The organism is Hymenobacter norwichensis DSM 15439, assembly GCF_000420705.1.
In the GTDB taxonomy this organism is placed as follows: Bacteria; Bacteroidota; Bacteroidia; order Cytophagales; family Hymenobacteraceae; genus Hymenobacter; species Hymenobacter norwichensis.
In genome coordinates this window covers 179,054-202,796 of the sequence record NZ_ATVL01000010.1, presented here as the reverse complement: position 1 = coordinate 202,796, position 23,743 = coordinate 179,054, and the positions used below count along the sequence as shown (strand labels likewise).

Annotated in this window: 20 protein-coding genes; 11 read left to right on the top strand and 9 right to left on the bottom strand. The window is 55.3% G+C overall.

What is annotated here, in order from left to right:
• Nucleotides 1-11: 11 nt before the first annotated feature.
• Nucleotides 12-752, bottom strand: a complete 741-nt coding sequence (locus G536_RS28825) for a MarR family winged helix-turn-helix transcriptional regulator (RefSeq protein ID WP_022825179.1) — start codon at nucleotides 750-752, stop codon at nucleotides 12-14.
• Nucleotides 753-945: 193 nt separating this feature from the next.
• On the opposite strand from G536_RS28825, the gene G536_RS0118940 reads away from it, so the two are divergent.
• On the top strand, nucleotides 946-3,393 hold the full coding sequence (locus tag G536_RS0118940; protein ID WP_022825178.1) for a TonB-dependent receptor: 2,448 nt from the start codon (nucleotides 946-948) through the stop codon (nucleotides 3,391-3,393).
• Nucleotides 3,394-3,533: 140 nt separating this feature from the next.
• On the opposite strand, the gene G536_RS0118935 is transcribed toward G536_RS0118940, so the two are convergent.
• Complete coding sequence (locus G536_RS0118935; protein ID WP_022825177.1) at nucleotides 3,534-3,830, bottom strand: hypothetical protein; 297 nt, start codon at nucleotides 3,828-3,830, stop codon at nucleotides 3,534-3,536.
• Nucleotides 3,831-4,045: 215 nt separating this feature from the next.
• Between G536_RS0118935 and G536_RS0118930 the strand changes: the two genes are divergently transcribed.
• The 3 genes from G536_RS0118930 to G536_RS0118920 all read left to right on the top strand — a co-directional run bounded on the left by G536_RS0118930 (nucleotide 4,046) and on the right by G536_RS0118920 (nucleotide 7,444).
• Entirely contained in the window at nucleotides 4,046-4,645 is a 600-nt protein-coding gene (locus tag G536_RS0118930) for a DUF4136 domain-containing protein (protein ID WP_022825176.1), read from the top strand.
• 123 nt (nucleotides 4,646-4,768) lie between these two features.
• Nucleotides 4,769-6,727 carry a hypothetical protein gene (locus G536_RS32285; RefSeq protein ID WP_157530771.1) on the top strand — a complete coding sequence of 653 codons (1,959 nt, stop codon included), beginning with the start codon at nucleotides 4,769-4,771 and terminating at the stop codon, nucleotides 6,725-6,727.
• Nucleotides 6,728-6,793: 66 nt separating this feature from the next.
• Nucleotides 6,794-7,444: a hypothetical protein gene (locus G536_RS0118920; protein WP_022825174.1), complete on the top strand. Its 651-nt coding sequence runs from the start codon at nucleotides 6,794-6,796 to the stop codon at nucleotides 7,442-7,444.
• Between the two features lie 75 nt (nucleotides 7,445-7,519).
• On the opposite strand, the gene lipA is transcribed toward G536_RS0118920, so the two are convergent.
• Entirely contained in the window at nucleotides 7,520-8,413 is an 894-nt protein-coding gene (gene lipA, locus G536_RS0118915; protein ID WP_026880374.1) for a lipoyl synthase, read from the bottom strand.
• 200 nt (nucleotides 8,414-8,613) lie between these two features.
• The gene (locus G536_RS0118910; protein ID WP_157530769.1) at nucleotides 8,614-9,402 is read right to left on the bottom strand and encodes a hypothetical protein; all 789 of its coding nucleotides are present in this window, start codon (nucleotides 9,400-9,402) and stop codon (nucleotides 8,614-8,616) included.
• A 120-nt stretch (nucleotides 9,403-9,522) separates the two neighbouring features.
• Between G536_RS0118910 and G536_RS0118905 the strand changes: the two genes are divergently transcribed.
• Nucleotides 9,523-9,930 (top strand): OsmC family protein, encoded by a 408-nt coding sequence (locus tag G536_RS0118905; RefSeq protein ID WP_022825171.1) that lies wholly within the window; start codon nucleotides 9,523-9,525, stop codon nucleotides 9,928-9,930.
• Nucleotides 9,931-10,042: 112 nt separating this feature from the next.
• Here G536_RS0118905 and ytxJ read toward each other — a convergent pair whose 3' ends face one another.
• The 4 genes from ytxJ to G536_RS0118885 form a co-directional block, all read right to left on the bottom strand.
• Entirely contained in the window at nucleotides 10,043-10,384 is a 342-nt protein-coding gene (ytxJ, locus tag G536_RS0118900; RefSeq protein WP_022825170.1) for a bacillithiol system redox-active protein YtxJ, read from the bottom strand.
• 84 nt (nucleotides 10,385-10,468) lie between these two features.
• Nucleotides 10,469-10,771: a hypothetical protein gene (locus G536_RS0118895; protein WP_022825169.1), complete on the bottom strand. Its 303-nt coding sequence runs from the start codon at nucleotides 10,769-10,771 to the stop codon at nucleotides 10,469-10,471.
• 119 nt (nucleotides 10,772-10,890) lie between these two features.
• A complete protein-coding gene (locus tag G536_RS0118890; protein WP_157530767.1) occupies nucleotides 10,891-11,196 on the bottom strand; it encodes a hypothetical protein in 306 nt (101 codons plus the stop codon).
• 95 nt (nucleotides 11,197-11,291) lie between these two features.
• Nucleotides 11,292-13,280, bottom strand: a complete 1,989-nt coding sequence (locus G536_RS0118885; RefSeq protein ID WP_026880371.1) for an alpha-ketoacid dehydrogenase subunit alpha/beta — start codon at nucleotides 13,278-13,280, stop codon at nucleotides 11,292-11,294.
• A 379-nt stretch (nucleotides 13,281-13,659) separates the two neighbouring features.
• On the opposite strand from G536_RS0118885, the gene G536_RS0118880 reads away from it, so the two are divergent.
• From G536_RS0118880 to G536_RS0118855, 6 genes are all read left to right on the top strand, one after another.
• Entirely contained in the window at nucleotides 13,660-14,316 is a 657-nt protein-coding gene (locus G536_RS0118880; RefSeq protein ID WP_022825166.1) for a hypothetical protein, read from the top strand.
• Entirely contained in the window at nucleotides 14,295-15,086 is a 792-nt protein-coding gene (locus G536_RS0118875; protein ID WP_022825165.1) for a sensor histidine kinase, read from the top strand. The genes G536_RS0118880 and G536_RS0118875 overlap by 22 nt, the downstream gene beginning before the upstream one ends.
• Nucleotides 15,087-15,317: 231 nt before the next feature.
• Entirely contained in the window at nucleotides 15,318-17,981 is a 2,664-nt protein-coding gene (locus tag G536_RS0118870; RefSeq protein ID WP_033370539.1) for a TonB-dependent receptor plug domain-containing protein, read from the top strand.
• Nucleotides 17,982-18,460: 479 nt separating this feature from the next.
• Nucleotides 18,461-19,996: a hypothetical protein gene (locus G536_RS0118865; protein WP_022825163.1), complete on the top strand. Its 1,536-nt coding sequence runs from the start codon at nucleotides 18,461-18,463 to the stop codon at nucleotides 19,994-19,996.
• 86 nt (nucleotides 19,997-20,082) lie between these two features.
• A complete protein-coding gene (locus G536_RS0118860) occupies nucleotides 20,083-21,528 on the top strand; it encodes a hypothetical protein (RefSeq protein WP_022825162.1) in 1,446 nt (481 codons plus the stop codon).
• 72 nt (nucleotides 21,529-21,600) lie between these two features.
• Nucleotides 21,601-22,887 carry a M16 family metallopeptidase gene (locus G536_RS0118855; RefSeq protein ID WP_022825161.1) on the top strand — a complete coding sequence of 429 codons (1,287 nt, stop codon included), beginning with the start codon at nucleotides 21,601-21,603 and terminating at the stop codon, nucleotides 22,885-22,887.
• A gap of 132 nt (nucleotides 22,888-23,019) precedes the next feature.
• On the opposite strand, the gene G536_RS0118850 is transcribed toward G536_RS0118855, so the two are convergent.
• Nucleotides 23,020-23,646: a hypothetical protein gene (locus G536_RS0118850; protein WP_157530763.1), complete on the bottom strand. Its 627-nt coding sequence runs from the start codon at nucleotides 23,644-23,646 to the stop codon at nucleotides 23,020-23,022.
• Between the last annotated feature and the right edge of the window lie 97 nt (nucleotides 23,647-23,743).

Sequence of the window (23,743 nt, the reverse complement as noted above, 5' to 3'; positions counted from 1 at the left end):
ACGCTGGCTTCCTACTCCATAGGTGTTTCGGGGGCGGTATGGGTGCTATCTGCTTCCGGGGTTGGCCAGAAAGGGGGCGGCACGTTTGGGAAGAACCGGGCCTGCAACTCTTCGAGCGAGCTGGCGCGGGGGGCCAGGAAAATCGGGTTGTGGAAGGCATCGAGCTTGAGCAGCAGCGCTACTAGCTGATGACGCTCGTCAGGGGAAAGGTTTCCGGCACTCATTTCGGCCACTTGGCTCATGCGGGCCAGCAGCACGAACAGCAGCTTCTTGCCGCTGTCGGTGATGGTGAGCAGCTTGCTGCGCCGGTCGGTTGGGCTGTTTTCTTCCTGGACCAACTCGTTTTTGAGCAGCCGCTTGATTACCTCGGTTCCGGCGGGCTTCTCGTGAATGTTGCGCTGAATCAGTTCGGTTTTGCTGAGTGGCCCCCGACCGTAAACGGTAGCCAGGTACGTGAAATCGTCGAAGGAAACGAGGGGCGTGTCTTCTAGCGCTAGCCGGGAATAGCTGCGGGCGTAGCGGTAGAGAAACGTATTGTACATGGCAATCTGCGACTCGTAGGTTTCACCCGGTCGGCGGTCCTGGCGCGCCACAGCGTCGAGGTGCTGCTGGGGCGTAAGCTGCTGGTGCAGCCACGTAGCGAAACCCGCCAGCTGAGCGGCATCGGCAACTGGGGTGCTGGCTGCTGCCGTCTGTTGGCGTTGGTAGTCTTCCAGGTAAGGCAGCAGCAAGCGCAAAAGCGAGTAATCCATATTAATGTCTCCGAGTGGAGCAGCTACTACAAAGCAACAAAAAAGCCTTGATCAAAGGAGTAGACAATACTTATACTATGTGTTACCATATCACATCTTACACATTTGGCATGTTTACAAACATTATACAGTCAATCAAGTTTAAGTTGCCTGTCGCCCTAGAGGTGAAAAACTCTCTCTTCTTGCTTGCACTATGCGTCTACTTCTTCTCCTTTTTACTTGGTGTTGCTTGCTGAGCATTGCTGCTTCGGCACAGACTACGGGCGTCATTACGGGCATCGTGCGTGACCGGGCCACCCAGGAAGTACTTCCGGGGGTGACGGTGCTACTGGAAAACACGGAACTAGCCACCAGCACCGATGCTACTGGCCGCTACCGCCTCACCAACATCCCGACGGGCAGCTACAACCTACGCGCCATTTTCTTGGGCTACGAGGCGTTACTACGAGCTAACGTGCAGGTAAACAGCGGCAACGCTAACATCATCGACCTAGAGTTAGCCACTGGGGCACAGCAGTTGGGCGAGGTGCAAGTGGTAGCCAACCGCGCCATTCGGGTGGCCACGGCCGAAACGCCGCTGAGCGTACAGCGCGTCAACAGCGAGGAAATCAAGAGCAACCCCGGCGGCAACTTCGACATTTCGAAGGTGGTGCAGAGCCTGCCCGGTGTGGGAGGCGGGGGCACCGGCGGCACATCTGGTTTCCGCAACGACATTATCATCCGGGGCGGGGCGCCCAACGAAAACGTGTACTACCTCGACGGTATTGAAGTGCCGGTTATCAACCACTTCCAAACCCAAGGCAGCGCGGGCGGCCCAACGGGCATTCTGAACGTGTCCTTTATCGAAGACGTGACGCTGAGTTCCTCGGCCTTCAATGCCCGCTACGACAACACGCTCAGCTCGGTGCTCCAGTTCCGGCAGCGCGACGGCAACCCCGACCGGCTCCAGGGCAATCTGCGCCTGAGTGGCACCGAAGTGGCTGGTACGCTGGAAGGCCCGCTCACCAAAAACACCACGTTCCTGGCTTCAGCCCGCCGCTCCTACCTGCAACTGTTGTTTCAGGTACTCGACATTCCCATCCGGCCTGGCTACTGGGATTTCCAGTTCAAAACCACCACCAAGCTCAGCCCCAAAACCACTCTTACCAGCCTCGGCATTGGGGCCATCGATGATTTTGAGTTGGCTGTGCCCAAAAATTCCAGCCCGGAAAAGGAAATTACACTACGCCGAACGCCCAAAATCAAGCAGTGGAACTACACGGTGGGGCTGTCGTTGCGCCACCTCATTGAAAACGGCTATTTGAACGTGGCGCTGAGCCGCACCCAGCTCAACAACAAGCTGGATTTGTTTCAGGACGGTAAGGAAGACGATGAAAGCCAGCGCATTTTGCTTACGCGCTCCGGCGAAGTGGAAACCAAGCTCCGCGCCGACGTGAATCGCAGCCTGGGCAAGTGGCGCTACAGCTACGGCGTTGTGGGCCAGTACATCGAATACGACAACCGCTTTTTCAACCGAGTACGCCGGCCCGTGCTCGATGCGCAGGGCAACACCTTGCAGCCGGGCCTCGATGTCCGGTTCCAGACCGACGTAGACTTTGCTCGGTTTGGGGCCTTCACCCAGCTCACCCGCGCGTTTCTGGAAGGTGACCGGCTGACGCTTTCCGGCGGCATCCGCACCGATGGCAACTCGTTCACCGACGACGGCCGCAACCTGCTCCGGACCCTCTCGCCCCGGGTGTCGGCGTCCTACGCGCTGCTCCCGAAGCTGAACCTGAATGCCTCGGTAGGCCGCTATTACAAGATTCCGCCGAGCACCATTCTGGGCTTCCACGACGAGGCAGGCCGCTTGGTGAACAAAGGCAACCGCTACATCCGCTCCGACCACTACGTGACCGGCCTGGAATGGCTGCCCGCCGCCGCAACCCGTTTCACGCTGGAAGGCTTCTACAAGAAGTACCGTTACTACCCCGTGTCGGTGCGCGACGGGCTGAGTCTGGCCAACCTTGGCGGCGACTTTGCGGCCTTGGGCAACGAGGCCGTCACGAGTACGGGCCGGGGCCGGGCCTACGGGCTGGAGTTGTTCTTTCAGCAGAAGCTTACCAAAAAGGTGTTTGCGGTGGTTTCTTTAACCGGCTTCCGGTCGGAGTTTACAGGCCTAAATGGTCAATACAAGCCTTCGGCTTGGGATTCTCGGTTTCTGGCGTCGGCTCTGCTCGGGCGCAAGTTCAACCGGGGCTGGGAAACCGGCTTCAAGTACCGCTTTGCGGGTGGTTCGCCATTCACGCCCTACAACCTGCCCGCTTCGCAGGCCAGCTACCTTGCCACGGGCCGCGGCGTACTCGACTACAACCAGCTCAACATCCAGCGCCTGAGCAACTTCCAGCAGTTCGATTTCCGGCTGGATAAACGCCTTAACTGGAACCGCGTGTCGCTAGACCTGTTCATCGACATCCAGAATGCCTTCGTGCTCGTCAACCCCGGCCCTCCCGACTACACGTTCCAGCGCCTACCCGACAACTCTGGCTTCGCCACTACGGACGGGCAGCCCATCCGCCCCGATGGCTCCAACGGCATCCCGCTGCTGCTCGAAGACACCGACGCCACCGTGACGCCTACCATCGGCTTCATCCTGGAGTTTTAAGGCGCTGTCTATTGAATTGAACACCAATACGGAACAGCGCCTGGATTGCCACCAGGCGCTGTTCCGTATTACAGAGAAGAACTAGACATACTATGCGCGTACGCAGCAGCAACACCCCACGGGCACTGTTGCTACTTATACTACCGCTGTGGGAAGCAAGTGCGGTACATAAAGCCGCTGATAGTTTTGCCGTCTTTAATGACGCGGGCTTTCACAAAGTATACGTCCACGGTATCAGTTACCTGTACCTGCGCACCCGGACCAACGCTCAGCAGTTGCGCCGATTCTTTGGTCATGCCGTCGTATAGCACGCAGTCCACAATGGTATTGTGCGTTACCACTTTCGTGCTGGAACTCACACTGCTGGTGTTTTCTTTGGCAGCGGTGCACGCTGCTAAACCTAGTAGGCTAGTAAGGAAGAGTACAGTTTTGTTCATTATCGGGAATTAAGGTTTGGGAAGGTAAATAGATTCTCAAATAGGAAGAGTGTTTTCTCGGAATAATTTTAATAGCATAGCCTCTCTATATCCGGTTGGCGGGAACATTGGCAGTGCCGCAAACGTTAAAGTAGCAAGCAACACAAAGCCTGATTCTGGCCACTGGGCACAGTTTTTGAGTGCTAAATGTTTCTTTTCTCCACCTTCTTTGTATTATGAAATTCATCACTCGCCTCTTTGCCCGACCAGCCGCATTGGTGGCTATCGGTTTTTCCCTGCTTCTAGGTGTTACGGGTTGCGCTACGTCGTCCCGCGTTGGGGTTACCTCCGACTTCGACCATTCTGTAAATTTCCGGGCTTATAAAACTTGGGCCTGGTACCCACAGCAAACGGTAGATGCCGAGGGCGGCCCTGCTAGAGGCTATGAGTCGTTCTTGGACCAGCGCCTGCAAGCCGCCGTGGAGCGGGAGTTGTCCACCAAGGGCCTGACCCGCGTAGACAAGAACCCTGACCTGTTTGTAGCCTACAGCGCTAAGGTTGAGGAGAAGCAGCAGGTTTCGCCTTATTACAACGGCCTGGGCTACCCCTATTATGGTTACGGCTATTACGGCCGCGGTGCTTACACGCCCGTTACGCAATACAAAGCCGGCACCGTTATTATCGACCTAGTGGATGCCAAGCGTAAAGAACTAGCATGGCGTGGCAGCGGCCAGGCGCAGGTTGACAACCAGAGCATTTCCGAAGAAGAAGTGCACCGCATTGTTAACGGTATTCTGGGCACATACCCTCCCACCGATACCAACGCCCGCCGTTAAGAACTGCTTTTAGATAGCATAAGATTTAAAAACCGTTTTCTCAAAGTTGAGGAAACGGTTTTTTGCATTTAAATACTTATGCATTTTATAGCTTAATTTGCGCTATTGTAAATTTATATTCACATGAGAAAAAGCTTACTCAGTCTTTTTGTTTGGCTAGCTTGTGCTACGGTTATGGGCAAGCAATATGCACGGTCAGGTTATAATTTACCGCTAGCTTTTTCCAACAGAGCTGGTGGAACAAGCACAGCTTTAGCTGGATCGTATACTATTAATCAGAATCTACCAGCTAGTGCTAGAAATTACCAAAGCTTTACAGCGGCTATAGAGGCACTTCGGACAGAGAATACTTCTGCTCCAGTTATTTTCAATGTAGCAGCCGGACAAACTTTTGTAGAGCAGCCGCCAACAATAGAGCACGACAACCTCCATCCTGTGACCTTTCAGAAAGCCGGAATTGGTTTAAATCCAGTAGTGGCAGTAGGATATGTGACAGCTGGATTTATCATTGAAGGAGCAGACCATATAACATTTGATGGCATCGATGTAGCCAGTGTCAATGGCGGACCAGATAATGGCTTCTATATCAAGAATTATGCTTATAGTGATGGCGCACGTTATATCATTATAAAAAACTCTACCATCACTCTCAGCCAGAGTAGAAGTGGCAGTACTGGAATACGACAAAATAGTTATACGCTTCCTGGTACTACCGACACGTTAGCATCAAATGCTCATACGCGTTACGAAAATATACTTATCCGCCAAGCTGTTCGCGGAATCCGAATTGAATCAAATTCATTTCAAGGCCTTGCAGATTACGATGTAGAGGTACTAAACACTACAGTGGGTGATGGAACATTACGCAACATTGGTTATTTATCCGGTGGATATGAAGCGTATGGCATGAGTTTTAGTAACATAAAAGGATTACGTATACAGAATAATATAATCCAGGGGATATGCGGTCAAAATAATATTGTGTACGGAATCGACATTAATACTGCCTCAGGAAAAACTATCGTATCAGGTAACAGAATACGCGACTTGGAATTCCACTACCCTAGCGCAGGCACAACATATCCTTCCTGTAATATAGCCGGCATTTATATTCGGCAAGGTGCTACCGCCGGAGTACCAAACCAGGTTTCTGTCTATAACAATGAAATCCAAAGCCTACGCCATGTTGTAACGGCTTCTACTCCTGCCCCTACACGTGGGGGCAATACAGTAGGGTTGTTTGTGTCGGCAGGAGTATATACAACTAACTCGTTACGCATAAATCATAATACGGTGGAAGTAACTGGCGCACCATGGGTTGGTTATAGTAGCGCCGCATTATCTGTAAATTACTCTGATGCTTCAAATTCCCCCTTACAAGTGGTTAATAATTTATTAGTAAACCGCACAACAGTTACGGCAATAAATTCATCATCGTACCATTCTGTAGTTGATTGGAGTATTCCACGAAACCAAAGTCCTTCTGGAATAGCACCCGTGATTTGGGATAATAATGCGTTAGTAGTTTCCGTCAGCCCACATGTTGTAACAGGCAACTTATTTATTAATAGCCTTACTTCACATGCTACATTATCTAACTGGAAAGTCGCTACTGGCCGTGATATACAATCACGTAATGATGATCCTAATTTTACAGGTAGGCTAGCATTATTACCCACTAATTTAGCCTTGGATAATATGGGCACTCGCATCAGCGATATTAACACTGACATATTGGGTAATATACGAAGCAGTGTATCGCCTGATGTAGGGGCTTACGAATTTAATAGCGTCCTTAATAATTTATCTCCACACTCTGCTAAAATAGGTTTGCAGACATGGCCAGTACCGTTTGATCAAGAGCTTTATATTAATATTCCACAAGGCTTGAGTGGGCCTGCTTATTTATCTGTAACAGATATCGTAGGTCGCACTGCATATACAGGGCAATTAAACATCAATAATCAATCAATAGCCCGTATTAATACAGACAGATTTACTGCTGGCACCTATATACTACACATCATATTTTCTAATGGACAGAGAGAAAATATAACCGTTTTTAAAAGACCAAACAGGTAGTTGCACCCGTTGAACATTTCTGAAAAGCCTCTTCCATTCGAAGAGGCTTTTTTTGTACCTTATACTATGACTTCCACCCCGCGTTCCTGTTGGCTGATTGCTACACTGCTTTGGCTCGCCAGCCAAGGCCTTACGGGCTGCACCACCGTGGCCGAAAGCATGTATGGCATGCGGCAGCCCGATGCTGTTGACTACCCGCAGGTAAGTGAGTACGCGCAGGAGTACGGTGTGGGGGTGGCACCCGGCAAAAGCTTTGCGCTGGATGTCAGCTACTACGAGTTCCTGAAGCGGCAGCCGCTGGCCTTGCAGGATGTGGCCAAAAACCACGCCCAGCCCTTACAACTGCTGTACTACAACCGCGCTGGTCAGCTTATTTCGTATTATGTGAATTGCTACGCCGGTGGCTTTCCTAACCTCGACTGGAACCACAACGACCAGCTAGAGGTATTCCCACCCGTCTCACAGGCTCCCACTGACAGCATGCTTTCCTTCACGAAGTTGGCGCCGTTTCTGCGGACAGTGGGAGGTAGCCGCATACAGGCCATGGAGTCGTTGGCCGACTATACGGTGGTGGTGTTCTGGAGCCACCGCATGGGCCGGCAGAGCCGCCGCTTGCTGGCCGCGGCTCAAAAGAACCTGGAACGTGCCCCCACCGGCCAAAAAACATACATTATGTACGTCAACAACGACGCCTATCTAAGGCATGTAGGGCTTTAGAAAGCACTTACAAAAAAGCCAGACCCGTGCAGGTCTGGCTTTTTTGTAATATCAAGTGAAGTTCACTTACAGGCTCTAGATGGGCACGTTTACGTGGCGCTCGGCGTGGTAGCTGCTTCGTACTAGCGGGCCGCTTTCCACATACTTCAGGCCGCGCGCCAAGCCCTCTTCGCGGTAGTGCGCAAACAAGTCAGGGTGAATGAATTCGGCTACTTCGAGGTGGCGCTTGGTTGGTTGCAGGTACTGGCCCAGGGTCAGGATGTCGAGGCCGTGGGCTACTAGGTCGTCCATAGCTTTATACATCTCGTCTTTAGTTTCGCCTAGGCCAAGCATGATGCCCGACTTGGTGCGCTTGCCGGCATCCTTGGTGCGCCGGATTTGCTCCAGGCTCCGGTCGTATTTGGCTTGTGGGCGCACGAGGCGGTAGAGGCTACCCACAGTCTCCACGTTGTGTGATACCACTTCCTGGCCGCCGGCAATCATCAGATCTAGCGCTTCCCAGTTGGCTTTCACATCCGGAATCAACGTTTCGATGGTAGTAGTAGGCGAAAGCTGCTTGATACGCACCACCGTTTCGTTCCAGATACTAGCACCCCGGTCTTTCAACTCGTCGCGGTTGACGCTGGTGATAACGGCGTGCTTCACCCCCATCAGTTGAATAGCTTCGGCTACGCGGCGGGGCTCATCGGTGTCGTACTCAGTGGGGCGGCCGGTAGCCACGGCGCAGAACGAGCACGAGCGGGTGCACACATTGCCCAGAATCATGAAGGTAGCCGTACCAGCACCCCAGCACTCACCCATATTCGGGCAGTTGCCACTTTCGCAGATGGTGTGCAGCTTGTGCTCGTCAACGAGGCGGCGCACGGCGGCGTACTCGGGACCAACGGGTAGCTTCACACGCAGCCAGTCGGGTTTACGGGCCTTAGCAGGCGCAGGTGGGGCCGGCTGGATTATGGGCAAAGTCAACAACAGATCATCCATAATACAAAGGTACAGTAGAACGCAGAAGTAAGCGCCTATAAACGAAACTGAAATGTGACCTGTAACGTAGGCCCGCTCCGCTAGGCAGTGCCTTATAAGAAACGAGAGGTAAGAATTGTTCCAACAGGCGCTTCCACGCCGCTGAAACAACTCTTACCTCTCACAGGCAAGTTGAAATCGTCTTTCAATCAACTTCTCGACCCCAGATAGATGGTGAGGTACACCGAAGGATAAAAGCGGTTATTGATGTCTTTGTCGGCCACGTTAGGAGCACGCAGAATGATAGGGCGCTGCCCATACATTTCTAGGAGCACACCCGTTTCAATACCGGCTACCGCGTCGCGGTAGCGGCCGTATTCAAAGCTAAGGGCTGCCCGTAGGTGGGCACCAATACGAGGCTTTATCTCGCTGGCTCCGGTGAAAAGCGGCGCTCGGTCGATGACGTAGGTACCAGGGTTTGTATGAATATTCGGGTCGAACTGCTCGGTACGAATATCCTCACCGCCGATAGGATTGCCCCGCGAATCGCGCTGGGTGTAGTCGTAATAAATGTAGTAAGGCATTTCCAACCCGATGGATGGCCCCACCGATGCCAAGGCATTCACCTGCACCCCCGATTCGGCGGCCTTACGGAATACCACGCGTTGCGCGCCAACGGAAGGGCGCAGCACAAAGAAATAGTTGGCCTTGTCAAGCACAAACGTGCCGCCATTGTAGCTGGCTAGGCGCTGCTCTTTACGGTGCTTCACCTCCACCATTTCAATAGACCAGTAGCGCGCCCAGTTTTCGGTGAGCACGCGGGTGGAACGCACCGAAACACCACCAATCAGACCACCACGGGTGTTGAAATTGAGGCCGTACACAAACTCCTTGCGGTACGAAGGATCATCGTTGGCGGGAGAGGACGAACCTTGAGCCTGAGCCGCGGAGCTGGTCAGTACAGCCAATAAACCGGTCAGAGAAAGTAGATGTCGCAAGGGAAGCGGGGGAGCTAAAGTGGGCTGGCAAACGGAACTGTAAGGGAAGCCTGGGCCTACCCTATCGAAAGTACGTAAATTTACGGGCATCATCTTGTTACCTAGCTTACTTCCTGAAATATGAACACCGCCACCGCCCGCTACGCCGGTAATTTACGTACCGAAGCCACGCACACTGCCTCCGGCAACACCATCCTCACCGACGCACCCGTCGATAACCACGGTCGGGGCGAAGCTTTTTCGCCGACCGATTTGGTAAGTGCTGCTTTGGGAAGCTGCATGATGACCATTATGGGTATTGTGGCCGAACGCCTCAATGTTGATCTGGCTGGTGTTACGTATGACGTGACGAAACACATGGCCGCTGAGCCCCGGCGCATCCGGCAGATTGATGTGCAATTCAAGCTGCCTGCTACGCTTAGCTCCAAAGAACGCGCTACGCTGGAAAACGCGGCCCGTACTTGCCCGGTGGCTCTTAGCCTCAACCCGGAAATCCGGCAGGAGGTTCAGTTCGAATACGTAGGTTAAGTAAATGAGTTGAAGTGCAATAGCCCACTCTAAACCAAAGAGGCCGGCCAAGGCCAACCAGTTGGTTTAGAGTGAGCTATTCGTACGTGTACGCCGGAATTTTTAAGCGAAATTAACCAACCGCACTTTTTACGTCGCTCAGCCGGATGCCCATGTGTGAGGCGTTGTACTGGCATTCCCCGTCGCGGATGAGCAACAGCTGCGGCGACTCGTGCCGTACGCCGAACTGCTCGGCAATTTCACTGGAAATCGGCCGGAAGCGGAGCAAATCTAGGTAGTAGAGCTTGGTATCGGCAAGGCCAGCATCGGCCCACTGCCGCTCGATTTTGCCTTTGGCGGCGGCGCTAATAGAGCAACTTGTGCTGTGCTTGAAGATAAGCACCGGCTGCTCGTGCGATTCGCGCACAATTTCCTGTAGCTGCTCGGGTTGGGTTAGGGGTTGCCAGGGGATCATGGGGAAAGTTAATTGAGTAACTGAGAAGCTGAGCAGGGCTTGCGTGGTGCGTTACCAACCCCGCCCAGCTACTCACGGTATTTGCTATTCTTTTTTCTTCTTACGAAGACGCAGATTAATGGTGCTAGGTTCACTTACGCGCGCTGCCCCGGTGTTGTCGAACCGGTAGCTTTCCCGGCCATCATTAGGCTGTTCTTGCCGGCCTCCGCCACCCTGCTTGAGGTCGGACTTTTCTACGTCGAGATGCGAATCTTTGTAAGGAGCCGGATACTTACGGGCGTCGCGCAGGGCGCGGCGGTTGGCGGCCCGCTGCTTAACCTCAACAGTTTGGGCGAAGGCCGCACTGCTGCTTAGCGCCAGTGCCAGGAGTAAAATAAAAGCGCGCATCTAACCGGGAATACTAAAGGAGAAACAGAAAGAACGATATACCACAAGCTGCTCCGTAGGCAAAAATCTATCCAAACAGTGCCGCCACTCTAAAGCAGAACCAAGCAGCTGTGAGGCACTTAGAACGGCAGCACAATGCCCAAAAACTTGCGTTGCCCCACTTTGTGAGTGCGTCGGCGCCGCTCGTATTTAGGTTTTTTGAGCAAACCGTTTTTGTCGTAGCTGTTTTTCTGGGGTTTCACTTCCACTGGTTCCGCACTAGCAGCGCTACCATCGGCATTGGCGTCGTCGGAGCCTTTGGCCGCTTTCTTCACTTTAGGCTGCGGCGGGCCTTTGGGGCTGGGCAGCGCGTAGCGGTGGCAGCCGGCTTCTGTAAGCACTAGTAAGCCACTGATTAATAGAATAGATAGATTTTTTACTTTCATGATTTACTACGTATTGAGCCTATATAATGCGCTATAGTTGCCGGGCCTAATCTGGGCGGCTTAGCGGAACGCTCCACTAAGCCGCCAACCATTTCTTAGTAGTTCAGCAGCCTGTCCACGGCTTCGCGCAGGCGCTGCTGAGGCAGGAACTGCTTTTCGAGGGTGGGCGAAAATGGAATAGCGGTATCCAGGGAGCCCACGCGCTGAATGGGAGCATCGAGGTGCTCAAAGCAGTGTTCGGCAATCCAAGCCCCGATTTCGCCGCCTAGGCCGCCCGTGAGCGTGTCTTCATGCAGCAGCAGCACCCGGCCGTTCTTGTTCACGGTTTCGCGCACGGCTTCCTGGTCCCAGGGCAGCAGGGTGCGCAAATCCAAAATGTCGGCGTCGAGGTTCAGCTCGTCGGCCAAAGCCAAGGCCCAATGCACGCCCGCCCCGTAGGTGATAATGCTGATGGTTTCGCCCTGCCGCACCAGCGCCGCTTTGCCAATGGGCGTGGTGTAATATGCATCGGGCACTGGCGCCGACACGCTGCGGTACAGCAATTTATGCTCGAAGTACAGCACCGGGTTCGGGTCTTCGAAGGCGGCGCAGAGCAGGCCTTTGGCGTCGTGGGGGTTGCTGGGGTATACCACTTTCAGGCCAGGCGTATGCGTAAACCACGCCTCATTGCTTTGCGAGTGGAACGGGCCAGCGGCCGTGCCCGCGCCGGTAGGCATGCGCACCACTACGTCGGCGTTTTGGCCCCAGCGGTAGTGGCTTTTGGCGAGGTTGTTTACAATCTGGTTGAAGCCGCAGGTCACGAAATCAGCAAACTGCATTTCCACCATAGCCTTCTTCCCCTTGACACTCAGCCCTAGTCCAGCCCCGATAATAGCCGATTCGCAGAGCGGCGTGTTGCGCACCCGGCTTTTGCCAAACTGCGCTACAAAGCCCTCAGTAATTTTGAACACCCCGCCATAATCGGCAATATCCTGGCCCATGAGCACCAGTTCGGGGTAGCGCTCCATGCTTTGCCGCAATCCATCGGAAATAGCATCAACGTAACGCTTATCGGTGGTTGGTTGCTGGTTGTTGGGAGCTAGGTTCAGGGAAGTATCCGGCTCAAAGGCGCGATACATGTCGCCTACCTCCTCCTCTACCTGGGCCGTAGGCATGGGCACGGCGTCAACCACCTTCAAGCCTTCCTCGATTTCGCGCTTGATGGTTTCGCGGAAGCGCATGCGGGCTTCTTCGTCGAGAATGCCTTCGGCGAGCAGCCACTTCTCGTAGGTTTCCACCGGGTCGCGCTGGGCCCACTCCTCAAACAGCTCCTGCGGTACGTACTTGGTGCCGCTGGCTTCCTCGTGCCCGCGCATCCGAAACGTGAGGGCTTCCAGCAACACAGGGCGGGGGTTACGGCGCATGTCTTCGGCCAGCCGGGTTACGGTGTCGTACACTTCCAGCACGTTGTTGCCATCGATTTGCAGGGCCTCCATGCCGTAAGCGGGGCCTTTATCGATGAAGTAGTTGCAGCGGAACTGCTCCCGGCTGGGCGTGCTCAGGCCGTAGCCGTTGTTTTCAATGATGAAGATGACGGGTAGCTGCCACACGGCGGCTACATTTAGGGCCTCGTGGAAGTCGCCTTCACTGGCGCCTCCATCGCCGGAATACGTCACGGTTACTTTCTGACGGCGGTCCAGCAAATCGGCCAGGGCAATGCCATCGGCCACGGCCAGTTGGGGGCCGAGGTGCGAAATCATGCCCACAATGTGGTGTTCGTTGGTCCCAAAGTGGAAGCTTCGGTCGCGGCCCTTGGTGTAGCCGGTGGTTTTGCCTTGCCACTGCGCAAACAGCCGGTCGAGGGGCACGTTGCGGCCCGTGAACACGCCAAGGTTGCGGTGCAGTGGCAGGATGTACTCGTCGGGCTCTAGGGCCAGCGTGCTACCCACCGAAATGGCTTCCTGCCCAATGCCCGAAAACCACTTGCTTACCTTACCCTGCCGCAGCAGAATCAGCATTTTTTCCTCAATCAGACGCGGCTTCAGCAGGTGCTGATAGAGGTAAAGTAGCGTGTCGTTGGCGTAGTCTTTCCGGTCGAAATGCATGGGGCGGAGCGAATGGGCTAGGTATCGGGGCCAAAAGTAACGGATTGGACCGTAGGTGGGATAAATCATACCTTTTGTTCCGACGGGCAGCCGTGGTAGCTGAAATTATTCTATTCAAAGGTACTCCTCCTAACCACACTACTCGCTACGGAGCTGGCAACTTGCGCCGGTTTGGGTAGCTTAAGCGCTACCCTGGCAATAAGCGCCGCTACCTTCTTTGTAGCGCTTAGCAGCGTACATAGCAGATCCACATTGTAAATTTGTCGGCTTGTTATAGGCCCTGCCTGAGCTGGTGCACAGACCACTTACCAACTTATCTGCTAGCTTACTGCTGAGCTAGGCCCTCTTACTCACCCTTGCAAGCTTTAGCGTAGCGCCCATGGATTTTAGTACCCTTTCGCTACCCCAAATCCTGATGCGCCTGACTCTGGTGCCCATCCTGCTGGCTGGGCTACTTGGCTTAGTACGGTTCCGCTACTTACCGCCGGCCTTGCGCTACCTCACGGGTCTTATGTGGTTTGTGCTGCCACTAAATACGCTCGGAATGGTGCTGATGATGCAAAGGCACAACAATCTGTTTATTATGCCCATTTATACAGTTGGCGAGCTAGCCCTGCTGGCTTTGGTGTACCGCCATGGGCTGCAATCAAGTTCGTTCAACCGGCTGGTACCGTGGCTGGCAGGTGGTTTTGCGGCATACGTGTTGTTTGATAGCCTACAACTCAACCGGCTCACTATATTCCGGCCAGGGCAGCAAGTAGTGCAGTGCGTGCTAGTGCTGTTCTTCGCGTTGCTGTATTTCCGCAAGCTGCTGCGCGAACTCCGCGCCGTTCCGCTCCAGCAAGATCCCATGTTCTGGGTGTCAGCGGGCTTGCTGTTGTACTTTTTGGGCTACTTACAGATTGCCTTATTTGGCGAATACCTCATGCGCTACTCCCAGGAGTTCAACCAGTTGGTTTGGGGAATTCACTCCGTCTTGTTTATTGCCCTGTACGGTTGCTACTCTCTGGCGCTATGTCTGCCCCATCGGAGGTAACGTTTAGTTACTTGTTTCTGCTGGGTGTTGCCTTTATGATACTGGCAGCCGGGGCGCTGATTGTGTTTTTTGTTTTCCATCGGCAGCGCCTGTTGCAGCAGCAGCAGCAACTGCGCGCCACTGAGGCCCGGCACCAGCAGCAGATGCTCACTGCTTTAATTGAAGCTCAGGAAACCGAGCGCAAACGCATTGGGCAGGACCTGCACGACAGCATCGGCTCCACCGTCTCGACGGCCAAGCTGCTGGTTAGCCGCCTGCGCGACGTGCCCGCCCCGCCTAATGCGCATGAGTTGCTGCCACTGGTAGAAGAACTGCTGGTGAGTGCCGTGTACGATGTGCGCAGCATCTCGCGTGATTTGTACCCTATTTTGCTTAGCCGCTTCGGGTTGGCAGAAGCGCTCCGCAATTTGGTGTTGGTCTCCAACGAATCCGGCAGAATGCCGGTAACGCTGGAGGTGCACTACCCGAAGCCATCGGCACTACCGCAGGAGCTGGCTTTATACCGCATCTGCCAGGAGCTGATTGCCAACAGCCTTCGGCATGCTCAGGGTGCAACCCAGCTGTCGGTTAGTCTGCAACAAACCAATGTGCAGCTCACCCTATTGGTGAAAGATAACGGCTGTGGCTTTACGCCCGACGTCAATCCGGGTATGGGTTTGCGCAGCATTGCACTCCGGGTGCAAATGCTACAAGCACAGCTTCATCAGCATTCCGCGCTTGGGCAAGGCACCCGTACCGAGGTGACATTACCTCTCTCAGTAGATAAATAGCCCTAGTAATTCCAACATATTTCTAATGCCTATGTGGAAATAGAAGACGTACGGCATCTACCTTAGCAGTTGCCACTTATCCTCTTATTTATGATTCGAATTCTACCTACCAGTCTCTTATTATTAACTGCTGCTACGGTTACTCATGCGCAAACATCAACATTAGTTGACTCGCTAACTACTCGTGGTTCAGCACTTGTAGTTCCTGCTTCAGATAGTTTGCCGGACCATTTGGGTAAGAATCGCCGCCGTATATACTGCAACCCTGAAATAATCACAACTTCATTTGTTTGGCCCACCTTCACCACCATCCAGCCGGTACTTAGCCGCATAGCTGGAGTGCAGGTAACGCCGTATTCGGGGGCGCCGGGGGCATGGAACACGGTACGTATCCGGGGGGTGGCCAACGTGACGGACAGCAGCCAGCCGCTGTACGTGGTGGATGGGGTGCCGGTGTATAACTACGATGCCACGCCCGAAAGCTGGAACGGCAATGCCTATTTCCCCAACGATGGGCAATTCAATGCCAGTCTGGCCACGCCGTTTTCGCCCGCGCCCAACCCGCTACTGGATATGCCGCTGGAAAACATTGCCTCCATTGAAGTGGTGAAGGGCGCGGCGGCTACGGCGCAATACGGCGGCCAGGGCACCAACGGCATCATCCGCATCAGTACCCGGCGCGGGGCCGATGGCAACGCCCCGGCGCAGCCGCTGCGGGTACGCTACGCGGGCTGGGCCGGGGTGCAGCAGGTGCGTCAGCGCTACAACCTGCTGAACGCCCGCCAGTACGCCGACCTGATCAACGTGGCCGCCGCCAACAACAGTTATCCGGCCCCTCCTTACTCCGCTACCGATTTGGCCAACCTGGGGGAGGAAGACTGGCAGGACAAGGCCCTGCGGGTGGCCAGCATGCAGAGCCACAACCTCAGCGTGGATGGCCTCACTGCTCACCACACCCGCTACTACGTGGCGGCCGACTACCTACGCCAATCGGGAGTGTTGCTAAAATCTGACCTGAGCCGCTACAGTGTGCGCACTAATTTGGAGCAGCAATTCGGGAGCAAGCTCACGGTGGGGTTGCGGGTGTCGGGCAGCCAGAGCAATCAGCACCAGCCCGGCTACGAGCCCGACGCGGGGCCGTTGCTGCGGCAGGTATTGGTGGCGCCGCCGGCCGTACCGGCCCGCAACGCCGATGGCATTACCTTCCCGGTTGATCCGCTACGGGAAGCCAACGTAGCCGGCCGCACCCCCCGCACCCGCCGCCTGCTCGCGCAGCTGCACGCCACCTATCAGCTAACCCCCGCCCTTACACTCCGCGCCTTTAGCGGCTATGAGCGCGCGGCCACCGACGACCTGTACCGCTCCGACTACACGACTACCTTTAACGGCACTAGGCCCCCCAGCACCCGGCGCTACCAGCAAACCGACTCAGCAACGGTGGACGTGAAAAACTGGGTGGCAGGGGCCGAGCTGCGCTACCAGCGCACGGTGGCCGAGCGCCACGCCTTCACGGCCAGCTTCACGTATTGGCGGCAGCAGTACGCCCTAGAGCAGCGGCGCACCACGGAGGAACGAGTCACGGACCCTAATATCGACCCGCGCTTCAACGTTGGTAGCAGCCTTAGTACCAGCTACTACTGGAAGCAGATAGAGTCGGTACCGATTCAGAGCCCCGTGGCGGCGCTTACCTACGTATACGGCGGGCGCTACGAGCTGCAAGCCTCCCTCCGCTCCGACTTCACCCTGAAAAAGGAGGCCCTGAAAAGCCAGTATTTCTGGTTTCCGGGGGCGGCCGTGCGCTGGCATCTGCACCAGGAGGCGTTTCTGCGGGACGTGCCGGGGCTGAGCGCCCTCACGGTGCAGGCCGGTCTGGGCTACACCAACAGCTCGCTCTTCAACCCGTACCTGAAGCGGCCCTACGTCTACATCTTCGATCCGACGAACATGGCCAACATCCAGCGCAAGGACCTGGCCCCCGACCGCACCATCCACCTTGATGCGGGGGTGCACCTGGGCTTGTTCCGCGGCCAACTGACGCTGGACGCCACGGTGTATGAGCGGCGCACCACCCACGCACAGGCCGCCGTGCGAACCGGGGGCAGCAGCGCGTTTGTGCCCCCCCTCGATGTGGACCTGCGCAACAGAGGCCTGGAGCTGGCGCTAAGCAGCACTTGGCTAGCCGGGCCGCTCCGGGGCAGCAGCACGCTGGCAGCGGCCACCAACCGCAACCAGCTGACCGCCCTGCGCACCCTCGATGGAAAGGGCTACACCCACCCCACCCTAGAAGCCGGCCAGCCCATCGACCGGCTGTGGGTGGCCGGGCAAGACGGCACCTACCCCGCCGGCGACCCGCAAGCCGGCTCGGCGCGCCTATCGGCCCGCAGCCCGCAGGGTAACGGCCTGCCTCGCTACACTCTCACTATCAGCCAACAGCTTGAGTGGAAAAAGTGGAGCCTGACTGCCCAGCTCGATGGTCTATTCGGCTACCAGCTACTCAACCCCACGCTCGTCAGCCTCGATGCGCCCCTCGGCATCAACAACGCCTCCACCCGCGCCCTCACTTACTGGACGCCCACCAACCAGAACACGCCCGTCCCACGGCCCGGCCGCACGGCTTCTTCAGCTTACTACACTGCTACCAGCCAGAATCTGGCCAGTGGCAACCACCTACGGCTCTCGCAGCTGCAAGTCAGCTACGAAATGTTGAGCACTAGCACTGGCTCGCGCAAGGCCAGCGTGTGGGTGGGCGGCCAAAACCTGCTGGTAACCGGCAAGTACCGCGGCTACGACCCCAACGTGAGCAGCGGCGGCGCAGCCCCTATGTATGCCGGCCGCGACGCCAGCGTGTATCCTGTAGCGCGGGTATGGCAGGTGGGTGTGCGGGGGCAGTTCTAGCGAAGCCACTGCATCATTTTTTGTCGTTGGAATACTCCAACAGGTCATTCACCGCCGAGTTTAGATGATTGGCCCGGATGCCCTTGCTGAACCCATATTTATTGATGAGCTTCGGGGTAGCTTTGTGGTGGCTTCTGCTGTCACTCCTTTCTTTTGTGAGCTTACCTCATGTGGCTTCTTTCCTTTACTACCACGCTTTACGGCGCAACTAAACAAGTGTGCTATTGCTTGTGCGGCTGCTTCTGGCCTGACCGACAACCTCGCTCATTGCGGGCCCTTGTAGTGCGTGGGCTAGTGCAATCACCAATGTCCTTTGCTGCCGATGAACCTGCTGGCTGGCGGGAGCTTCGGTCTGAAGCTTTGCTCTAGGTAGGCGCCACTTCTTTTAGCCTACTCCTACTGTAGAATTCGCCCAAACCTGGGTTTCGTACCTCCCGCTCTGCCTAGTACCCCCACTCCAAATTCCCCCGATTACCCGAATGCCTTACCCAGTGAAAAAGCGCTTGGTGCTTTTACTCTTGATTTCGTTTGTTGTTCTGGATTTAGGTTACACGTTCCTACAGGCGTACCAACTCCCGCTCGAAGGCGACCTGCCCGCCATTGTATTGCCTCACGCAACCTGCCAACAGGTTCTGCAAGATCCGTTCGGGTGGGCCGTCCTCACGCGCAACGAGGTGTACGTGGCCCCCAACCGCTTCTTCGCCCACGCGGCCATGGTCACTTACTTCAAGTCCGTGCCCTTTGCCTTGCAGCGCCTGGTCAGCCCCATCAGCAGCGTTTATGCTGCCTGCGCCCTCTTCGCCGTGGCCGTGCAAGCGTTGTTGCTCTACGTGCTGGGCGTGTACATCAGCGGCACCTACAGCCTACGGGCTGTCCGGCTTTGGCTGGCGGCTGCGCTGCTGGCTCCATTGTTTCAGCTTGCTGGTTACAACGACCAGATGGGTATTGTCGACCACTCCATCACCTATACCTTCTTCTACGCTTTCCCCATGGCGCTGCTGCTCTTGCTGCTGCTGCCGTTTTATCGGGCCGCGTACCAGGGCCAACCGCTGCGGCTGAACTGGCCGCGCCGCCTAGCCTTGATAGGACTGATGGTGGTGCTGGCCTTCAACGGGGCCATCATCACCGGCGTGGTGGCCGTCCTTTTCTTTGGCATCGTTATGCACTGGCTCATGCAGCACAAGCAGAAAGGAAACTATTTCCGCGCTGCACACTGGCTAACCCGATTACGCCAGACGCCTCGGCAGCCGGTTGTTTTGCTGGGCCTGTTTACGCTACTCTGCCTTTACTCGCTTTTTATTGGCATCAACGAGAAAGAAAGCCATATTCCTTCGCCTCCACTCTGGGAACGGTACCTACGCATTCCGCTAGGTATTTTCTGGCAGTTTCGGAAATTAGGGCTGCCCCTGCTACTGCTCGCTTGTTTGGCCAACGTGCAGTTTATCCGGCGGCTTCTGCCCGCTACGGCTACCACCGAGCGACTAGTGCGGATTCTGAAATGGGTGGGGCTGTTTGCCTTGGTATACGTGCTGCTGCTACCCTTGGGCGGCTACCGGGAGTATCGTCCGCTTATTGTGCGCCGCGACTCGGACATGCCAATTGTTCTGTGCTTGATGTTTTTTTATGGCCTATCTACGTGTTTCTTGCTCACGTACTTGCATGGCCGCAGCCGCCGCTGGTACACCCTAGGAGTACTACTGTTTTCCGCTATTTTCTTGAACGCCAACAAACCCTGGCTGAAAGAAAATAACACCTGTGAGCGGCAAAGTTTGGTTCAACTAGCACAGGCCCGCGAGTCGGTGGTGCCGCTTTGCAGTGAGTGCAACGTGGTGGACTGGGGCAGAACGGAGACACCCGAAAACTCGGAAACTGCGGCGCAAATGCTGCATTACTGGAACATCACGCCCGAAAAAAAACTTTACTTTACGAAGTGTGTACCACATCCAACTTCAGTTTTGCCTACTGCCTCGACTAGCTGGCTGAATAAGTCTGTGCGGCGAAACAGTCTTCAGTAGCGGGCACTCTAGGAACAACATTCTCGCCTTAGTAGGTTGAATAACTGCCTGCAAAAGCCAACTTTGTAGGTAGCTTAGCTTACCTGATGAAGAAGAATTTCTTGTTTCCGCTGCTGGTTTTGTTTGTGCTCTTCGACTTGGGCTACACGTTCCTGCAGGCATACCAACTCCCGCTCGAAGGCGACTTACCTTCCATTGTATTGCCCGATGCCGAGTGCCAACAGGTTCTGCAAGATCCGTTTGGGTGGGCCGTGCTCACGCGCAACGAGGTGTACGTGGCCCCCAACCGCTTCTTCGCCCACGCGGCCATGGTCACTTACTTCAAGTCCGTGCCCTTTGCCTTGCAGCGCCTGGTCAGCCCCATCAGCAGCGTTTATGCCGCCTGCGCCCTCTTCGCCGTGGCCGTGCAAGCGTTGTTGCTCTACGTGTTAAGTGTTTATATAACAAGAAATTATCATCTCAATAAACTAAACAATTGGCTGGTTATGGCGCTGCTGGCCCCGTTATTTCAAATAGCGGGCTACAACGACCAGATGGGCATTATCGACCACTCTATCACCTATACCTTCTTCTACGCCTTCCCAATGACCTTGCTGTTGCTCTTGCTGCTGCCGTTTTTCCTGGCTGCGGTAAAGGGGCAACCGCTACGCCTGAGCTGGCCGAGTCGTCTGGCCTTGGTGGGACTGATGGTGGTACTGGCCTTCAACGGGGCCATCATCACCGGCGTAGTGGCCGTCCTTTTTTTTGGCATTGGGCTGCATTGGGTACTTCGCCAATGGCAGGTGAGCGGTGGTTTCAACCCAGTTCAGTGGGTACAACGGATTCCTGTACTGCCTGCTACTTTACTGGGCATATTTACACTGCTGTGCCTTTATTCGCTCTTCATTGGCCTCAATGAGAAGGAGAGCGTTGGTCATGTTCTGCCCCTGTTGGAGCGGTACACTCGTATTCCGTCGGGGTTGTTTTGGCAGTTTCGGAAGTTAGGGCTGCCGCTACTGGTCGTTGCCATTGGCGTTAACACGTATTTTATCAGCCGTAAGCTGCCTGCTACACCAGAAGGCCAGCGCATTCTGCTGATTCTGAAATGGCTAACTCTGTTTTCCCTGATTTATTTGTTGCTGCTGCCGCTGGGAGGCTACCGGGAGTATCGTCCTCTCATCGTTCGCCGCGACTCTATTATGCCACTTATCCTGGGGGCTATTGCGTTCTACGGGCTTTCCACTTATTTCCTGATCTATCACCTGCCTGCCCAAATTCGTCGGTGGTATATAGTAGGTGTTGTGCTGTTTGCAGCCATCTATATCAATGCCGACAGTTTTAAACTTCCTCAAGTGGCCAGTAACGTGTGTGAACGGCAAGGGCTGGAGCGGCTGGCCGAAGCTACTGAGCCAGTAGTGCGGGTAAGTGCCGAGTGCGCAGTAATGGCGTGGTGGAAAATAAACTCCCCCGAGTACTCGGAAACCAGCGCACAGCTCTTGGAGTATTGGGGCATTACCAAAGGCAAGAAGTTGTATTATCACCAAGGCTGGTAACTCCAACTTCTAGCCCAATCGAACCTGACGCCTTTATCGGTGGTTTGCTGATTACGCTCTTACTTTCGCCTTATGATTCATTTCAAAGAATTTACGCTGGCCAATGGTCTGCGCTGCATCGTACACGAAGACCACACCACCCCAATGGCTGTGCTGGATGTTCTTTACGACGTAGGCTCGCGCGACGAGGATGCTTCACACACTGGCTTTGCGCATTTATTTGAGCACCTGATGTTTTCGGGCTCCATCAACATTCCCAGCTACGATGAGCCCTTGCAGCGCGTTGGCGGCGAAAACAACGCCTTCACCTCCCCCGACGTTACCAACTACTACCTTACCGTATCGGCGGCCAACCTGGAAACCGGCTTCTGGCTGGAATCTGACCGGATGCTGAACCTAGCTTTCTCCGAGAACGGCCTGGAAGTTCAGCGCAAAGTGGTGGTTGAAGAATTCAAGCAGAATTACCTTAACCAGCCATACGGCGACGTATGGCTGAAGCTGCGCCCAGTAGCTTACCAGCACCACCCATACCGCTGGGCTACCATCGGCAAGGAAATCAGCCACATCGAAAACGCGGTGATGGACGATGTACGGGCCTTCTTCAAAAAGCATTATGCACCGCAGAACGCCATTCTGGTGGTGGCCGGAGCCGTAACCGAAGCCGAAGCCCGCCGCTTGGCCGAGAAATGGTTTGGCCCAATTCCGGGCGGCCCTCGCTACGAGCGGCAATTGCCCGTGGAGCCCCGGCAGACTGAGCCGCGCTTCTTAGAAATAACCGCTGACGTACCGCTGAATGCGCTGTACAAAGTGTACCACATGCCCGGCCGCACCGCCGATGGCTACTACGCCGCCGACCTGTTGGGCGACTTGTTGGGCCGTGGCAAATCCAGCCGGTTGTATCAGCAGCTTGTAAAAGACCAGCAGTTGTTCAACTCTATATCGGCCACTGCCACGGGCTCTTTGGAGCCGGGCCTGCTGGTGATAAGCGGCAAACTTAATGCCGGCGTAACCCTAGAAGCCGCCGATGCCGCCGTGGAAAAGTTGGTAGCGGCCTTGCACCACGAGCCTGTTGCGGCCGAAGAGCTGGAAAAAGTAAAGAATCAGGCCGAAGCTAGTATTGTGTTCAGCGAGATTGAGTTGCTGAACCGGGCCATGAACCTGGCGTACAGCAAGCTCATGGGCAATGCCAACTTGGTAAACGAAGAAGGCGCCAAGTTGCAAGCCGTAACGCCCTCCGATGTGCAAGCCGCAGCCCGCGAGATTTTGCGCCCTGATAATTGCACAACGCTTTATTACCGGGCCCAAGCTCTTGCAGCCACCCTAGCAGTAGTAGAGGAGACTGTAGCTGCCATTGAATAGTTGAGTCCCGTGCTGACACAGCATCTTATTTAATCATTAACCACAAAGAAGGCCAGCCCGATGGATCGGGCTGGCCTTCTTATTTGTGGCAAGGTTATACACTAGCTCACTGGCTTGTGGCTACGGTGGAGTTTACCAGCCGCTGCCGCCGGATCCCCAGCCATCATCTTTTTTCTTGGTTGGAGCTGCGGCTTTCTTAGCCGGAGCAGCTGCTTTCTTGGTAGCCGCTGCTGCACCACCCGATGCCTTAGTAGCTGATGCCGATGCTGCTACGGGCGCAGCAGGGGCTGGCGTTTCTACAATCGGGGCGGGTTCTGGCTCGGGAGCCGGGGCCGGCGTTACCACTGGATCGGGGCGACGAGTACTGCGGCGTATATAAGGCGCAATGGGGCGGCCACGGTAGTCGGTAGTTACGCGGTGCGAAGGTGCGGCTGTGAAGCCAGGTGCTACCACCGAACCACCCGGCTGCATTTCAGTTGGCGCGGCGCTGGCGGCAGCAGCGCCACCAAAACCACCTTTACCGGAGGTCATTTCGTTTTCCACAGCGGGAGCTGCTGGAGCAGCGGGAGCTTCTTCGACGGCCGCAGCTGGAGCAGCAGTTGCTTTCTTGGTGGTTGCCGCTTTTTTAGCTGGCTCTGGAGCGCCCCATCCATCGGAGGAGCCCCACCCATCCGACGATTTCTTTTTGGTTTGGGCCTGGGCTGGTGCTGCCAGCATTGCAACAGCGGCCAGCAACAACGGTAGAACGAGACGCTTCATAGGAGTAAGTCGTTGAATATAATTGTGCAAGTTACAGACCTTCATACAGCTAAGAAAGCCCGGTAGCACATTCTCTCCAAACACCTTGGCAAAAGAG

What these genes read in the sequence shown, in the direction of transcription:
- G536_RS28825 (WP_022825179.1), bottom strand. Translation starts at nt 752, where the DNA reads ATGGATTACTCGCTTTTGCGCTTGCTGCTGCCTTACCTGGAAGACTAC.
- G536_RS0118940 (WP_022825178.1), top strand. Translation starts at nt 946, where the DNA reads ATGCGTCTACTTCTTCTCCTTTTTACTTGGTGTTGCTTGCTGAGCATT.
- G536_RS0118935 (WP_022825177.1), bottom strand. Translation starts at nt 3,830, where the DNA reads ATGAACAAAACTGTACTCTTCCTTACTAGCCTACTAGGTTTAGCAGCG.
- G536_RS0118930 (WP_022825176.1), top strand. Translation starts at nt 4,046, where the DNA reads ATGAAATTCATCACTCGCCTCTTTGCCCGACCAGCCGCATTGGTGGCT.
- G536_RS32285 (WP_157530771.1), top strand. Translation starts at nt 4,769, where the DNA reads ATGAGAAAAAGCTTACTCAGTCTTTTTGTTTGGCTAGCTTGTGCTACG.
- G536_RS0118920 (WP_022825174.1), top strand. Translation starts at nt 6,794, where the DNA reads ATGACTTCCACCCCGCGTTCCTGTTGGCTGATTGCTACACTGCTTTGG.
- G536_RS0118905 (WP_022825171.1), top strand. Translation starts at nt 9,523, where the DNA reads ATGAACACCGCCACCGCCCGCTACGCCGGTAATTTACGTACCGAAGCC.
- ytxJ (WP_022825170.1), bottom strand. Translation starts at nt 10,384, where the DNA reads ATGATCCCCTGGCAACCCCTAACCCAACCCGAGCAGCTACAGGAAATT.
- G536_RS0118895 (WP_022825169.1), bottom strand. Translation starts at nt 10,771, where the DNA reads ATGCGCGCTTTTATTTTACTCCTGGCACTGGCGCTAAGCAGCAGTGCG.
- G536_RS0118890 (WP_157530767.1), bottom strand. Translation starts at nt 11,196, where the DNA reads ATGAAAGTAAAAAATCTATCTATTCTATTAATCAGTGGCTTACTAGTG.
- G536_RS0118885 (WP_026880371.1), bottom strand. Translation starts at nt 13,280, where the DNA reads ATGCATTTCGACCGGAAAGACTACGCCAACGACACGCTACTTTACCTC.
- G536_RS0118880 (WP_022825166.1), top strand. Translation starts at nt 13,660, where the DNA reads ATGGATTTTAGTACCCTTTCGCTACCCCAAATCCTGATGCGCCTGACT.
- G536_RS0118875 (WP_022825165.1), top strand. Translation starts at nt 14,295, where the DNA reads ATGTCTGCCCCATCGGAGGTAACGTTTAGTTACTTGTTTCTGCTGGGT.
- G536_RS0118865 (WP_022825163.1), top strand. Translation starts at nt 18,461, where the DNA reads ATGCCTTACCCAGTGAAAAAGCGCTTGGTGCTTTTACTCTTGATTTCG.
- G536_RS0118860 (WP_022825162.1), top strand. Translation starts at nt 20,083, where the DNA reads ATGAAGAAGAATTTCTTGTTTCCGCTGCTGGTTTTGTTTGTGCTCTTC.
- G536_RS0118855 (WP_022825161.1), top strand. Translation starts at nt 21,601, where the DNA reads ATGATTCATTTCAAAGAATTTACGCTGGCCAATGGTCTGCGCTGCATC.
- G536_RS0118850 (WP_157530763.1), bottom strand. Translation starts at nt 23,646, where the DNA reads ATGAAGCGTCTCGTTCTACCGTTGTTGCTGGCCGCTGTTGCAATGCTG.